Genomic DNA, 14,065 nt, shown 5'->3' with positions numbered 1-14,065 from the left:
ATGCCTACTATAGCAACTGACCGCCTTTTTCAGAAATTGCACTTATCATGCGAATCCAAGTATCTTTATTCCAGTTGGTGGCGTATTTATCGCTATGTTCTGTAGTGTTCTTGCTCTAATGTCATTTTATAAAAGCCCAACATTATCTGGTGTCACATTTGGTATGAACATCATTTCCACGGCTTTTTTATCTCCAAGCCTCATGGTGACGGCGGCCTCAATACACAGCGATGGTGGCGATGGTGTAGGGCTTTATTGGTTCTATGTTGGCTTTCATATCGTTCTTTTTGTATTGGCAATTATTATCTCAGTGATTTTTAAGAAAAAAACAAGTAAAAAAGAAACCGTTACAGCGGGCTAATTACAAAATACCCCTTAACAATGGGGTTAATAATTACACAATATTTGTATCAAAAAAACTTGACGTTAGATAACTTAATGTATGTGGATATATAAATGAAAAACGTATTGAAATGGGTAGGGATAGTATTTGTTGTTCTTATCGTTATAATCTTCATTGCAGGAAATGATGAAAGTAAATCATCAAGTAGCAACTCCTCTGCGGCAATATCATCGAAAAAAGCAATTAAGTTGACCGAAAATGAATTACAAGCCGCCAAAGAGATGATTCACGATGAAGTGGAAACCAGCTTTGATGGAGGTAGTTCACAGCTAGATACAGAGTATTTAGCTGTATCAGCCAGAGAAATGCAAAAAGTCTACGCAGACAATGAAGCCAGAGGTGATAAGATCTACAAAGGTAAAAAAATTATTGTCTCTGGTATTATTGATTCAATCGATTCTAGCTTTGGCGATATTCCTGTTGTGACATTAAAAACAGGCGATATGTTTAATAAAGTGCATGTCAATTTTTCTAAAAAATATAGAGACCTTGCCGCTGAACTAAATAAAAATCAAAAGGTTAAATACGCCTGTGTTGGTAGTAGTGTCATTATAGGGTCTCCATCGGTGAGGGATTGTACTCCCGTTTCGGTTGCCGTAAATGAATTGACTGATAAGTTTGTATCATCTGCAAATAATGCTTTAAAAAATCCAGGTAAAGCAAGCGAGTATGATAAACAAATAATTCTTTTTGTTAAGGTTGCTTCTGTAGCAACAGAAGATTTTAAAACATGCAATGCCACTGATCAAAAATGTTTATCTTCTGCTATCTCTAAGTACGGCGAAAATAATTTGAAAAATAATGAAGAGATTAAGGCAGTAATGGAAAAATTAGGAGTAGAACCCGCTACACTAGAAATATAAACCCGCCCGAAAGGTAACACCATTCAGTTAAGGAATTACTTGTTCAGATCGATTGACCGATCCTCAGATTAGTTCAAAATACCCTCTTCACTATTAGGTTATGAGGGTATTTTTTTGCTTAATCATTGGTTACTCGATATGGAGACATTTGCTGCACCTGAGTCATTATCGACATTTCAGCAGTCCATCCCGCTTAAGTGGATTGAACAAGCCCTTGAGTCAACACAAAAATTCAGTATCCGGTGGCGCAAGTTACCGGCTGAACTCGGGGAATTGATGGATATAACAGTGCGCCCCTGAATAATCAGAGGCTTTTTATTTTATTGGATTACTTAGTCTTATAATGCGCTTCTGCATCAGCAAAACGCTGTTGTGTCGCTTGGCTTGGCGCTTTTCCTAGTAAGCTCACCACAATAATGGCAAGCGTCGCGAAGATAAAGCCCGGAATAATTTCATACAGGGAAAACCAGCGGTATTCCATCCAAACCAATACAGTGATAGCGCCCACCAACATGCCAGCCAGCGCACCGTTACGGGTCATACGTTTCCAGAGTACTGACATCAGTACCACAGGGCCAAATGATGCACCAAATCCTGCCCAGGCATTACTCGCCAGTGCCAATACCTTATTATTCGGGTTAGTTGCAATCACAATCGCGATAGTTGCTACCAGCAGTACCATCATACGCCCCACCCATACCAATTCTTTCTGGCTAGCCTTGGTACGGATAAAAGCTTTATAGAGATCTTCCGTCAATGCACTGGAACAAACCAATAGCTGACAACTTAAGGTACTCATAACCGCAGCCAGTACAGCAGATAGCAATATGCCGGTGAGCCACGGATTGAACAAAATGACAGCCAACTCTATAAAGATGCGCTCACGGTTTTGCAGTACAGCAGCAGCTTGTCCTGGATATAATTCAAAATACGCGATACCAAAGAAACCCACTGCTACAGTTCCCCCTAAACACAACAGCATCCACGTCATACTAATACGACGAGCCTTATGAATAGTCTGGTGGGAATCTGCCGCCATAAAACGCGCCAAAATATGCGGTTGACCAAAATAACCAAACCCCCAGCCCAACAGGGAAATAATGGCAATGATATTCAGCCCCTTGAACATATCCAAGTAAGCTGGGTTTTTAGCTTCAACGATATTGATTGCAGTACCAACACCGCCCACTTTAAGCAGGATCAGAACCGGCATCAAAATCAAGGCAAAAATCATCAAAGTTGCCTGAACCGTATCCGTCCAACTCACGGCCAAAAAGCCGCCAAGGAAGGTATAGGCAATTGTTGCCAATGCACCTAGCCAGATAGCCTTTTCGTAGCTGATGCCGAACGTGTTTTCAAACAACAATCCACCAGCTACAACACCCGATGCACAATAAATGGTGAAGAAAATCAGGATAACCAGAGCGGAGATAATACGCAGGATTTTACTCCGGTCTTCAAAACGATGGGTGAAATAATCTGGTAAAGTTAACGCGTTATTATTTATCTCAGTATGCACACGCAACCTACCCGCGACCCAACGCCAGTTCAAATACGCACCCAGCAAACAGCCCAACGCGATCCAACTTTCTGAAATACCGGAGAAAAAGATCACTCCCGGCAATCCCATCAATAACCAGCCACTCATATCAGAAGCGCCAGCAGATAATGCAGTTACCACACTACCTAATCTCCGTCCACCCAATATGTAATCATCAAAATTCCTGGTGGAACGATAAGCCATAAAACCTATCAACAACATCCCTGCGATATAGATAATGAAGGTAATGAGCATTGGTGAATTTACTGTCATGCAGGTTCTTCTCCATAGTGTTTTTATAAATTATGTCTCTGCAAATGTGTTATTTGCGTAAATAATGTCATCTATGCTTGAAGTACCTTTAAGTGATACCTCATCTTCTTGACCAGGCTGTAACAAGTTGTACCTGAAGATGTCATTAGTTTTCATGTGTACTATTTATGCTTGTAATTATTTTAAAATTACATTCTATCCTAATTTAGTTAAAACGTTTTTAACAACTAATTAACTGTGTTTTTATAAAAAACGCTTGCCAAATCACATTTACCGCCCCGAAAGTTGCACCTGAAATTGAATAACGGGTTATACCCGAAATTTAACAATTATAATAAAAACAATAAATATCAATAAAATAAATAAAAATCAATACTAAGTTTCACTGAAAAAATAGTGAAAACAAGATTAATTTCACAAATTTAGAATGATTGCTTTTAACAAAGTTGCACAAAGTTGCAACATGGAAGATATTGTTATGTAACTTGTTATAGTCTTACCTATTAAGGAGTGAAAATGGGTAGTACCACTATGGGTGTAAAGCTCGATGAAGCAACGCGTAATCGAATCAAAGCCGCAGCCCAACGAATTGAACGCACACCACACTGGCTAATTAAGCAAGCCATTTTTAATTATCTTGAACGTCTGGAAAATGAGGGAAAGCTTCCAGAAATATCAGCCGGTCAGGATAACAAAGAAGAAATGATTTCCGAAGTAGAATCACAGATTGAGGCGCCTTATCAACCCTTTCTGGATTTTGCCGAACATATTTTACCCCAATCGGTGAAACGTTCTGCAATTACTGCGACCTATCGCCTCCCCGAAATTCAAGCAGTTCCTATGCTGCTGCAACGTGCACAGCTATCAGAAGAACACGCGAAAGCAGCTCACAAACTCGCTTATTCTATTGCCGAAAAGCTGCGTCAACAAAAACAGGGCATTGGCCGCTCAGGTTTGGTTCAGGGATTGTTGCAAGAGTTTTCACTTTCTTCACAAGAAGGTGTGGCATTGATGTGCCTCGCCGAAGCTTTGTTACGTATTCCCGACAAAGCAACCCGCGATGCCTTGATCCGCGATAAAATCAGCAACGGCAACTGGCATTCTCATTTAGGCCAAAGTTCCTCCATGTTTGTCAACGCTGCAACGTGGGGTTTGTTGTTCACGGGCAAGCTGGTGTCCACCCATAATGAAGCCAAGTTATCCAAATCCTTAAACCGTATTATCAGCAAAAGCGGCGAGCCGTTGGTACGCAAGGGTGTGGATATGGCGATGCGCTTGATGGGGGAGCAATTTGTGACGGGAGAAACCATCGCGCAAGCCCTTGCCAATGCCCGTAAACTGGAGGAAAAAGGCTTCCGTTATTCTTATGATATGCTTGGCGAAGCCGCCTTAACCGAAGAAGATGCGCAAGCCTACATGGTTTCTTATCAGCAAGCGATCCACGCCATTGGCAAGGCATCAAATGGCCGGGGTATTTATGAGGGACCGGGCATTTCCATCAAACTTTCTGCCCTGCACCCGCGCTACAGCCGCGCCCAGTACGAACGTGTTATTGATGAACTCTATCCTCGCCTGCTTTCCCTGACCTTACAGGCTCGCCAATATGATATCGGTATCAATATTGATGCGGAAGAAGCTGATCGTCTGGAAATCTCCCTCGATTTGTTGGAAAAATTGTGTTTCGAACCCAAACTGGAAGGCTGGAACGGCATTGGTTTTGTTATTCAGGCTTACCAGAAACGCTGTCCCTTCGTCATTGACAGTATTATTGATTTGGCACAGCGCAGCCGTCACAGATTGATGATCCGGCTGGTGAAAGGGGCTTACTGGGATAGTGAAATTAAACGTGCCCAAATCGATGGCTTGGAAGACTATCCAGTCTATACCCGCAAGGTCTATACCGACGTTTCTTACCTTGCCTGTGCCCGCAAACTGCTCGCTGTCCCTAATCTGATCTACCCACAATTTGCTACCCATAACGCTCATACTTTATCCGCCATTTATCATCTGGCTGGGCAAAACTATTATCCCGGACAATATGAGTTCCAATGTCTGCATGGCATGGGAGAGCCGCTTTATGAACAAGTTGTCGGTAAGATCTCAGAAGGTAAACTCAATCGCCCATGCCGTATTTACGCACCGGTAGGCACACACGAAACATTACTGGCCTATCTGGTGCGCCGTTTACTGGAAAATGGGGCGAATACTTCGTTTGTTAATCGCATTGCCGATACGTCACTGCCGATTGATGAATTGGTCGCTGATCCGGTAAAAATTGTACAGGAATTGGCGCAGACTGAAGGGCAAATCGGCCTGCCACACCCTAAAATCCCTCTGCCACGTGATTTATACGGCAAAAACCGTGTTAACTCATTAGGGCTGGATCTCTCCAATGAACATCGTTTAGCTTCTCTTTCCAGTGCCCTGCTCAGTTCTTCAATGGAAACATGGAACAGCGAACCGTTGTTAAGTGGTGATTACCAACCGACAGAAGAATTGCCTGCCATTAAGCCGATGACCAATCCCGCCAGAAATTCCGATATTGTGGGTTATGTTCGTGAAGCCACTGAACAAGAAGTCAACCACGCGCTGGATATGGCTACCGATGCCGGCGCAATTTGGTTTGCCACTCCCCCCTCAGAACGGGCCGCAATTTTAGTGCGTGCAGCGGAATTGATGGAAAATGACCTGCAATCTTTGCTCGGCATTCTGGTTCGTGAAGCGGGTAAAACATTCAACAATGCGATTGCCGAAGTGCGCGAAGCCGTAGATTTTCTCCATTATTACGCAAGCCAGGTTCGCCAAGACTTTGCCAATGATACCCACCGCCCACTGGGACCTGTCGTGTGTATCAGTCCGTGGAACTTCCCGCTGGCAATTTTCACCGGCCAAATCGCTGCTGCACTGGCCGCAGGCAATAGTGTTCTGGCAAAACCCGCAGAACAGACGCCACTTATTGCCGCCGTTGCGGTCAAAATATTGCACCAAGCGGGTATTCCTCGTGAAGTGCTGCAATTACTGCCCGGACAAGGGGAAACGGTAGGTGCGCTACTGGTTGGTGATGAACGTGTACGCGGTGTGATGTTTACCGGCTCGACCGAAGTTGCCAGCTTGTTGCAGCGCAATATTGCCGGCCGTCTTGATGCACAAGGGCGCCCGACACCGTTGATCGCAGAAACCGGTGGCCTGAATGCCATGATCGTCGACTCTTCCGCGTTAACCGAGCAAGTGGTTACCGATGTCATCGCTTCGGCTTTTGACAGTGCGGGCCAGCGCTGTTCTGCCCTGCGTATCCTGTGTGTTCAGGAGGATGTCGCTGAAAGGACTATCGCCATGCTGAAAGGTGCGATGGCTGAATGCCGGATGGGGAATACTGAGCACTTATTCACAGATATTGGTCCCGTCATTGATGCAGAAGCGAAAGCGGGTATCGAACGTCATATCCAAACCATGCGTACCAAGGGTCGGGCTATTTATCAGGCGGCATACGAAAATGCCACCGATAGCCAGGCGTGGTCACAAGGCACTTTCGTCAAACCGACGCTTATCGAGTTGGAAAGTTTCGATGAATTGAAGAAAGAAATTTTCGGGCCAGTCCTGCATGTTGTTCGTTTTAAACATAATGCGTTGGATAAACTGCTGGATCAAATCAACGCGACGGGTTATGGCCTGACGTTGGGAGTCCACACCCGTATTGATGAGACCATCGCCCAGGTCACCAGCAAAGCGAAAGTCGGCAACATTTACGTCAATCGTAATATAGTCGGTGCTGTTGTCGGCGTGCAGCCATTTGGGGGCGAAGGGTTGTCAGGCACAGGACCAAAAGCCGGTGGGCCGCTGTATCTGTATCGCTTACTGTCACAACGCCCTCTCAATGCCGCCAGCCAAACCCTGGAGCGACAGGATACAGAGTATGAGATTGATGCCAAAGCCCGTATTGACCTGCTCTCACCTCTCTACAAACTGGCAGATTGGGCAACCAAGCAGAACAATGAAACATTAAATCAGGTGATTCAGGAATACAGTTTAGTCGCACAAGGCGGAACAATACGCTTATTACCGGGACCAACCGGAGAGCGCAATACTTATACCCTACTGCCGCGCGGTCATGTTCTTTGCCTTGCAGATAACGAACAAGATGCATTGGTGCAATTAGCCGCCGTACTTTCTGCCGGTTGTCAGGCCCTTTGGGAGAAAGACGAACTGCATCAGGGGCTGCAACGCCAGTTACCGAATGAAATTCACCGTCATATCCATTGGGTTAACGATTGGCAGAATGAAGAGACAGCGATGGAAGCGGTTATTTATCATGGCGATTGCGACCAATTGCGCCGAGTATGTGAGGGGGTTGCCCAGCGTAAAGGGCCAATTATCTCCGTACAGGGTTTTGCCCGTGGTGAAACTCATTTACTGCTAGAACGCTTACTGCATGAACGTTCATTAAGTGTTAATACGGCAGCCGCAGGCGGTAATGCCAGCCTGATGACCATTGGTTAAATACACAATTGATTAAATACACAATTGATTAAATACACAATGGGTTAGATACATAGAGGGGAATGCGTGATAATCACATTCCCCTCTGAAATCGTTTCGATTTGACAACATTATCTATCGGTATAATTAATCAATGACCGTTCTGTTGCCAACTCAGATATTGCTCATATTTACGCAGGGCAATATTGTAATTACTGAAAGCGGATTGAGATAATTTCTCGCTGAGTTTTTCCTGAATTTTTTCTGGCGTAAACTCACTGGTCGGATAATTACTTGAAGTCAGCAATTCATCCAAACGCCTTAAACGAACCACATACTCACGCACAGTACTATGACTCATCTCTGTTTGCTCAAACAGATACTGTTTAAATGACATAATGTCGAAATAATCAGTCTGGCTATTGCAATAAATTTCACTACAAAAGCGGCACAACGCCACAAATTTACCCTGCAACTCATGCCAGGTTTTGTCATCCACCAATTCAGTCATCTCAGAAATAGCTTCTTTATTGATGACCTGACCGTTAAAAACCAGCGAAATACGGTCAAGGGTTTTATGACAGTGCAGACAATGAGTCTGGCTGTGTTTATAATCTTTGATATAACGGCTAAGAGGCCGTTTCTTTTGTGTTGTAATAGACATAAGAGATAAAGCCCTGTGTATAGTCTTAACAAAAAAAACAAACAAGCAAAAAGTTACTTCTCTGGATTCAAACGCGCCCTCAACCTTTTTATCGCCTGGCTGTGAAGCTGACTTACGCGGGATTCACCCACATTAAGCACCGCGCCGATCTCTTTAAGATTCAGTTCTTCCTGATAGTACAACGTAAGAACCATCTTTTCCCGTTCAGGCAACGATTCTATGACATCGATGACCCGCTGACGAAGATCACCTTCCAGTAATTGTTGCAGAGGATTTGCCTCATGCTCCTCCTCGATTACTGGCTCACAGCTTTCACCGTGAATTTCGTGCCATTCGTCATAAGAAAACAGTTGACTGTTATTCGTGTCTAACAGTATTTGCCGATATTCTATCAGATTAATCTTTAATTCTTTAGCAACTTCCTGCTCACTGGCTGGACGGCCTAACTCTTGCTCAAGTTTACGGATGGTCTGCGTGACTTCACGTGCGTTACGCCGCACACTACGCGGAGCCCAATCACGGCTCCTCAACTCATCCAACATTGCACCTCTGATGCGCTGTACCGCATAGGTGGTAAAGGCGGTTCCCTGCATGGAATCAAACCGCTCCACCGCATTCAGTAAGCCTATGCCACCGGCCTGAAGCAAGTCATCGAGTTCTACATTGGCAGGCAACCTGACCTGTAGCCTCAATGCTTCATGGCGAACCAGTGGTACATAGCGCTTCCAGAGGCTATTTTTGTCCATCACGCCTTCGGCGGTATACAAATCGCTCACAACAACAGACACCTTTGGATAAGAGACTGGATACCATTATCCAATCCCCTAACCGGTACAATCGTTGGAACAATGAAGTAAAAGCACTTCTTTTTCACCTATGCGAAATTTTTGCTGTCCGCCCAAATGCATAATAATAAGTTTCAGGCTGTCCTTGACTAACTTGATAAAAACACTCACTCAAAACTAAAAAATAAGGATCGGCGAACCGATCCTTATTTTATAAGCGTTGTTTATGCAGGTTGCCCTGCATAAATGCTCAACGGATAAATAAAAATTAACGCAGCAGTGACAGAACAGATTGTGGAACCTGGTTCGCTTGTGCCAGAACAGAAGTACCCGCTTGTTGCAGGATCTGGCCACGGCTCATATTGGAAACTTCAACCGCATAGTCAGCATCTTCGATACGGCTTTTTGCTGCGCTCAGGTTGTTAACCGTGTTGTTCAGGTTGTTAACAGTAGACTCCAGACGGTTTTGTACTGCACCTAAAGAGCTGCGCAGGCTGTCAACTGTTGCCAAAGCACTGTCCAGAGCGGCTAAAGGACTCTCATTAACACTTGCTTCTTTTTCAGTACCAGGTTTTGCTACACTACCGTCCGTACCAAGGGTTGATTCAGCAGTATATTGCTTACCATCTTTTTTAGTATAAGTAAGCATAACTTTACCACTGTCAGCCGTGCCATCTGCTTTCAATTTCTGGAAAACTTTGACGTCTGTAGCATCAGTGACCTTAGTAACATCAGGTTTCTGGTCTTTTGTTGTTCCCCCTGTTGTAACTGGAACAGTAGTTATTTCGTTACCAACAAGAGGATTTTTAAATTTAGTCGCATCAAATTCATTCAGTTTCAGAACAGTGCTGTCGATTTTTTTCAGATCGATGGCGATAGTTTCATTATCGTTTGTACCAACCTGAACAGTCATTTTGTCATCTTTACTCAGTACCTTCACGCCGTTAAACTGAGTTTGTTCAGAAATACGGTCAATTTCGTCCAGACGCTGTTTAACTTCTTCTTGAATAGATTTGGTATCGCTTTCAGAGTTAGTGCCGTTTTTTGCCTGAACAGCCAGTTCACGAATACGTTGCAGGTTGTTATTGATTTCGTTCAGGGCACCTTCGGTAGTCTGAGCAATGGAGATACCGTCATTCGCGTTACGAGAAGCCTGAGTCAAGCCTTTTACGTTAGCCGTAAAACGGTTAGCGATCGCTTGACCAGCAGCGTCATCCTTCGCGCTGTTAATACGTAAACCAGAAGACAGACGTTCAATCGCAGTACCCAGAGTACCTTTAGATCTTGTCAGGTTATTTTGCGCCAGCAGAGATGAGTAGTTAGTATTAATGACTGATGCCATGGTAGAGTTCCTTTTAAAATCAATCCGATATAATTAGTTTGAGCCTTTTGCTCACGGTGTTCATCACCGACAACAGTTTTATCGGCTCCTTAAAAAGAACCTTTAATATTTCTTGAAAAAACTTTTTTATTTTTTTCTCACTTTACCCCGATAACCCAAACAGCGCCTGTTCTGATCAATTATTCCGTCCATCAAAAAAATCATTTTGTCAGTAAACTTTTCGCAAATTAATCCGATAACATGTCCAGTGATGCTTTTTATTAAAAGGAGTCAATATGGCTAGCATTTCCGCGGTAGGGATCGCATCTGGGATAGATCCAAAATTACTGGATAAACTTGAATCTAATGAAAGAAAACGTTTAGAGCCATTAACACAGCAACAAACCAGCTATAACGCTAAACTTACCGCTTTTGGTTCATTAAAAGGCAGTTTGGAAAAATTAAAGAGTGCATCCGAAGAACTCAAAAAATTCGATAAGCTCAATACCACTAAAACCAACGAAGATCATAAAACATTTACGCCAAGTACAGATTCTAAAGCCAGCCCAGGTAACTATGTTATTGAAGTCGAACAGCTTGCCCTGTCTCAATCCCTGAAATCTCCGGCAATTACAGATGTCAAAAAACCGTTAGGAGAACAAGGTAAAGGCACCCGTACCATTATTATTACGCAACCCGGTGAAGAAAAAGTCGGTGAAAAAAAAATAGAGCCGATGCGCATTTCCCTGAACGATAATGAAACTTCTTTGGTTGAAATCCGCGAGGCCATTAATAAACAAGAAGGCAACGTTAATGCCAGCATTATCAAAGCAGAAGATAATAAAAACTATTTGCTCCTGACTTCGAAAAAAGCCGGCACAAAATCCGTCATGACCATTGAGGTTCAAGGTGATGCTGAACTGGGTAAATTACTGAACTACAAATCTGACGACAAAGGTGGTGGTTCTGGTGCAATGGAACAAGTGACTCAAGCGGCCAATGCAAAATTAACAGTCAATGGTATTAAGATTGAACGCCAGACTAATGAAATAAAAGATGCACCAGAAGGCATTACCCTGAATCTGAAAAAGGTTTCAGAAAAAGAAGAAGTCGAAATCAATGGCAAAACTGAAAAAAAACCGGTAGCAGAAACACTGGTGGTTTCTCGTGATATTGAGCCAATGAAAGAGGCAATTAAAAAGTGGGTTGATGCTTATAATGAGCTACAAAACACGGTCAGTTCATTGACTAAATTCAAACCCGTAAGAAAAGGTGAAGCGGCTTCAAAAGACAATGGTGCCTTGCTCGGCGACAGCACGTTAAAAGGTATTCAAAGCCAGTTAAGACAACAATTGTTTGTAGCACAGGAAGTTGCTGATATTGCTACCTTAAATAAACTGGGCATTAAACAAAAATTGGATGGTACACTGGAAATCAGCAACGAAAAACTGGAAAAGAACCTGAAAGAAAAACCAGCTAACGTTAAGGCTTTCTTTATGGGGGATGGAGAAAAAACCGGTTTTGCCACCCAGACTTATAATTTACTGAAAAAAACCCTGGACAGTCACGAAGGGACTATCGCAACAGCGACCGAAGGTATCAATAAAAGTCTGAAAACACTGGAAAGACAAGCAGAACAGACGAATAGAAATATTGAAGCCACAATGGAGCGCTATAAAAAACAATTTACCGCACTGGATAAACTTTCTTCTTCAATGAACCAGACAAGTTCATCCCTGGCCCAACTTTTAAGATAATAAAAGGACACTAATGTATCAACGTTCGGCAAGCCAGTTATACGCTCAGGTAGATCTTGAGAGCGAAATTATGAATGCCTCTCCTTATCAGTTGATTCAGATATTGTTCAACGGGGCGCTGAGCGCCCTACGTCGCGCAATCATTCTGATGCAACAAGGGAATATCCCAGAAAAAGGGATAGCTATTTCAAAGGCGATTAATATCATTGATAATGGTCTAAAAGAGGGATTAGATTTCGAGAAAGGCGGCGAGATTGCCCAGAATCTTTTTGCTTTATATGATTATATGAGCCGCCGTTTACTCCATGCCAATTTACGCAATGATGAGAAGGCTATTACCGAAGTGATTGATTTACTTACCGAGATTTCAGATGCTTGGCGGCAAATAGGTCCTCATTACAACGCCAGTCAGGATATTGTTTAATGAAAAATGATACGGATCTTTTGTCAGCTTATCAGCAGATCCTTAGTTTAAGTGAGCAAATGATTGATTTAGCTAGAAATGAAAAGTGGGATGAACTTGTTGATATGGAGATCACTTATCTGAAAGCAGTTGAAGTGGTGACTTTACTATCAGAAAACTCAGACGCCCCTATTTCATTACAACAGCAATTAACCAAAATTTTGCAAACTGTCTTGGATAATGAAAAAGAAACTAAGAGATTGTTGCAAAAAAGGTTAAATGAACTCAGTGACCTGATTAAACAGGAAAGCCGTAAACAACTCTTACATGATACATACGGACAGTTCCCGACTGATAACTATGAAATGGAGTTGATTACGACGGACTCAAAATAGACAAAACACAGGCATCAGTGATTCCATTTCACAATAACTCTGATTAATGGTGTCATTTATTTTTTATTTCAGGCGGTGTCAATTCGTCACTATCGTTTTTTTGGTTAACCTAATTCGGCACTTTATTGTATTTATAATTTGCAAACAATCAAGATATCTTATCCATAATTTTTAACAAAAAATTAACCAACAAATGATAGTGGCGATTCATTAAGGCAATTAACAGGCGATATTATCATCACATATTATTTTTTAATTAAGGGATGAATAATGCAAACCAACGCTATGGGGGAGAGCAGCCCCCCTAAGTTTTCGTTATTGATAATTAATTTTTTCTTTTAATTCTTTTATCCTACTTTCCAGGTTGGGAACATCTTTACTAGCAGCTTGTTGATAATGTCCAAGTGCTTTTTCATAATCTTGAGGCACAATCTGACCACGTTCATAAATCATTCCCAAATTTAAGTGGGCGTAATCATCACCTAACGCTACTGATTTAAGAAACCATTGCATAGCCTTGGCCTGGTCTCGCTCCACACCGTTATTCCCATACCAATATAATTGGCCAATATTATTTTGGGCGGCTGTGTTACCTTGCAAGGCTGATTCCATCAGCCATTCCATTGCAATTACGCCATCTTTTGAAACACCTAATCCTTCCATATAAAGATATCCCATTGCATTTTGTGCTTCAGATTCTCCCTTTTCGGCAGGCTGGGTCATCCATTTTATTGCTTTTTGATAGCTTTGCTCCCTGCTTAATCCTTTTGCGTAGAAGAGACCAAAGGTGATTTGGGCATAGGTATCACCTTGTTCTGCGGCTTTGATATATCATTTAATTGCTTCAGAATAATTTTCCTTAACTCTTAATCCTTTGCTATATATATCGCCTAATTTATTTTGGGAATATAGATATCCATTTTCAGCGAATTTAATATACCATTGGATTACTTCTATACTCGATAAACTTCAAGCTGCAATCCGCAAGACAACGTGAGGCCTTATATTTCCCTGCTGCGCGGGAAAATATAACACGCATCTTGAAGTTGGATTGGTATAAATGGTTATAGTTTACACCTAAGCCGTTAAAATACATATTACCTGATTCGTATTGCGGGCGAACATCAGGGCGAGAGCGTGAACTTTTTGTTAAAAAATTTCAGGTTTGACGAATAAGAAAAAATA

General features: G+C 42.6%; 12 protein-coding genes. 7 read left to right on the top strand and 5 right to left on the bottom strand.

Annotated elements, in window-relative coordinates; genetic code table 11:
- The first annotated feature begins 163 nt into the window (after nucleotides 1-163).
- The 3 genes from AAY47_RS22490 to AAY47_RS21045 all read left to right on the top strand — a co-directional run bounded on the left by AAY47_RS22490 (nucleotide 164) and on the right by AAY47_RS21045 (nucleotide 1,566).
- Nucleotides 164-361: a hypothetical protein gene (locus AAY47_RS22490; protein WP_200897812.1), complete on the top strand. Its 198-nt coding sequence runs from the start codon at nucleotides 164-166 to the stop codon at nucleotides 359-361.
- Between the two features lie 95 nt (nucleotides 362-456).
- Nucleotides 457-1,266: an OB-fold protein gene (locus AAY47_RS18585; protein WP_047771777.1), complete on the top strand. Its 810-nt coding sequence runs from the start codon at nucleotides 457-459 to the stop codon at nucleotides 1,264-1,266.
- A 114-nt stretch (nucleotides 1,267-1,380) separates the two neighbouring features.
- On the top strand, nucleotides 1,381-1,566 hold the full coding sequence (locus AAY47_RS21045) for a transposase domain-containing protein (protein WP_200897811.1): 186 nt from the start codon (nucleotides 1,381-1,383) through the stop codon (nucleotides 1,564-1,566).
- A gap of 28 nt (nucleotides 1,567-1,594) precedes the next feature.
- Here the strand turns inward: AAY47_RS21045 and putP are convergent, their stop codons facing one another.
- Nucleotides 1,595-3,079: a sodium/proline symporter PutP gene (gene putP, locus AAY47_RS18580; protein WP_047771776.1), complete on the bottom strand. Its 1,485-nt coding sequence runs from the start codon at nucleotides 3,077-3,079 to the stop codon at nucleotides 1,595-1,597.
- A gap of 516 nt (nucleotides 3,080-3,595) precedes the next feature.
- On the opposite strand from putP, the gene putA reads away from it, so the two are divergent.
- The gene (putA, locus tag AAY47_RS18575) at nucleotides 3,596-7,576 is read left to right on the top strand and encodes a trifunctional transcriptional regulator/proline dehydrogenase/L-glutamate gamma-semialdehyde dehydrogenase (protein ID WP_047771775.1); all 3,981 of its coding nucleotides are present in this window, start codon (nucleotides 3,596-3,598) and stop codon (nucleotides 7,574-7,576) included.
- A 130-nt stretch (nucleotides 7,577-7,706) separates the two neighbouring features.
- Here the strand turns inward: putA and fliZ are convergent, their stop codons facing one another.
- The 3 genes from fliZ to AAY47_RS18560 form a co-directional block, all read right to left on the bottom strand.
- The gene (fliZ, locus tag AAY47_RS18570) at nucleotides 7,707-8,219 is read right to left on the bottom strand and encodes a flagella biosynthesis regulatory protein FliZ (RefSeq protein WP_047771774.1); all 513 of its coding nucleotides are present in this window, start codon (nucleotides 8,217-8,219) and stop codon (nucleotides 7,707-7,709) included.
- Between the two features lie 53 nt (nucleotides 8,220-8,272).
- On the bottom strand, nucleotides 8,273-8,995 hold the full coding sequence (locus AAY47_RS18565; protein WP_047771773.1) for an RNA polymerase sigma factor FliA: 723 nt from the start codon (nucleotides 8,993-8,995) through the stop codon (nucleotides 8,273-8,275).
- A 277-nt stretch (nucleotides 8,996-9,272) separates the two neighbouring features.
- Nucleotides 9,273-10,346, bottom strand: a complete 1,074-nt coding sequence (locus AAY47_RS18560) for a FliC/FljB family flagellin (RefSeq protein WP_047771772.1) — start codon at nucleotides 10,344-10,346, stop codon at nucleotides 9,273-9,275.
- A 275-nt stretch (nucleotides 10,347-10,621) separates the two neighbouring features.
- Between AAY47_RS18560 and fliD the strand changes: the two genes are divergently transcribed.
- Genes fliD through fliT form a run of 3 tightly spaced genes read left to right on the top strand, consistent with a single transcriptional unit; the run spans nucleotide 10,622 to nucleotide 12,880 of the window.
- Nucleotides 10,622-12,082 (top strand): flagellar filament capping protein FliD, encoded by a 1,461-nt coding sequence (gene fliD, locus AAY47_RS18555; protein WP_047771770.1) that lies wholly within the window; start codon nucleotides 10,622-10,624, stop codon nucleotides 12,080-12,082.
- A gap of 13 nt (nucleotides 12,083-12,095) precedes the next feature.
- Nucleotides 12,096-12,506: a flagellar export chaperone FliS gene (gene fliS, locus AAY47_RS18550; RefSeq protein WP_047771768.1), complete on the top strand. Its 411-nt coding sequence runs from the start codon at nucleotides 12,096-12,098 to the stop codon at nucleotides 12,504-12,506.
- Nucleotides 12,506-12,880: a flagella biosynthesis regulatory protein FliT gene (fliT, locus tag AAY47_RS18545; RefSeq protein WP_047771767.1), complete on the top strand. Its 375-nt coding sequence runs from the start codon at nucleotides 12,506-12,508 to the stop codon at nucleotides 12,878-12,880. The genes fliS and fliT overlap by 1 nt, the downstream gene beginning before the upstream one ends.
- Before the next feature lie 315 nt (nucleotides 12,881-13,195).
- Here the strand turns inward: fliT and AAY47_RS18540 are convergent, their stop codons facing one another.
- Complete coding sequence (locus AAY47_RS18540; protein ID WP_053014348.1) at nucleotides 13,196-13,603, bottom strand: tetratricopeptide repeat protein; 408 nt, start codon at nucleotides 13,601-13,603, stop codon at nucleotides 13,196-13,198.
- Nucleotides 13,604-14,065: the final 462 nt, after the last annotated feature.

It is taken from the genome of Xenorhabdus griffiniae (genome assembly GCF_001028135.1).
In the GTDB taxonomy this organism is placed as follows: domain Bacteria; phylum Pseudomonadota; class Gammaproteobacteria; order Enterobacterales; family Enterobacteriaceae; genus Xenorhabdus; species Xenorhabdus bakwenae.
The sequence above is the reverse complement of the archived record's forward strand: the minus strand, read 5'-3'. Positions and strand labels throughout refer to the sequence as shown.

Bases quoted from the DNA above. Each gene is read 5' to 3' on its own strand.
- fliZ (WP_047771774.1), bottom strand. From the start codon at position 8,219: ATGTCTATTACAACACAAAAGAAACGGCCTCTTAGCCGTTATATCAAA.
- fliS (WP_047771768.1), top strand. From the start codon at position 12,096: ATGTATCAACGTTCGGCAAGCCAGTTATACGCTCAGGTAGATCTTGAG.
- fliT (WP_047771767.1), top strand. From the start codon at position 12,506: ATGAAAAATGATACGGATCTTTTGTCAGCTTATCAGCAGATCCTTAGT.
- AAY47_RS18540 (WP_053014348.1), bottom strand. From the start codon at position 13,603: ATGACCCAGCCTGCCGAAAAGGGAGAATCTGAAGCACAAAATGCAATG.
- AAY47_RS22490 (WP_200897812.1), top strand. From the start codon at position 164: ATGAACATCATTTCCACGGCTTTTTTATCTCCAAGCCTCATGGTGACG.
- putP (WP_047771776.1), bottom strand. From the start codon at position 3,079: ATGACAGTAAATTCACCAATGCTCATTACCTTCATTATCTATATCGCA.
- AAY47_RS18560 (WP_047771772.1), bottom strand. From the start codon at position 10,346: ATGGCATCAGTCATTAATACTAACTACTCATCTCTGCTGGCGCAAAAT.
- AAY47_RS18585 (WP_047771777.1), top strand. From the start codon at position 457: ATGAAAAACGTATTGAAATGGGTAGGGATAGTATTTGTTGTTCTTATC.
- putA (WP_047771775.1), top strand. From the start codon at position 3,596: ATGGGTAGTACCACTATGGGTGTAAAGCTCGATGAAGCAACGCGTAAT.
- fliD (WP_047771770.1), top strand. From the start codon at position 10,622: ATGGCTAGCATTTCCGCGGTAGGGATCGCATCTGGGATAGATCCAAAA.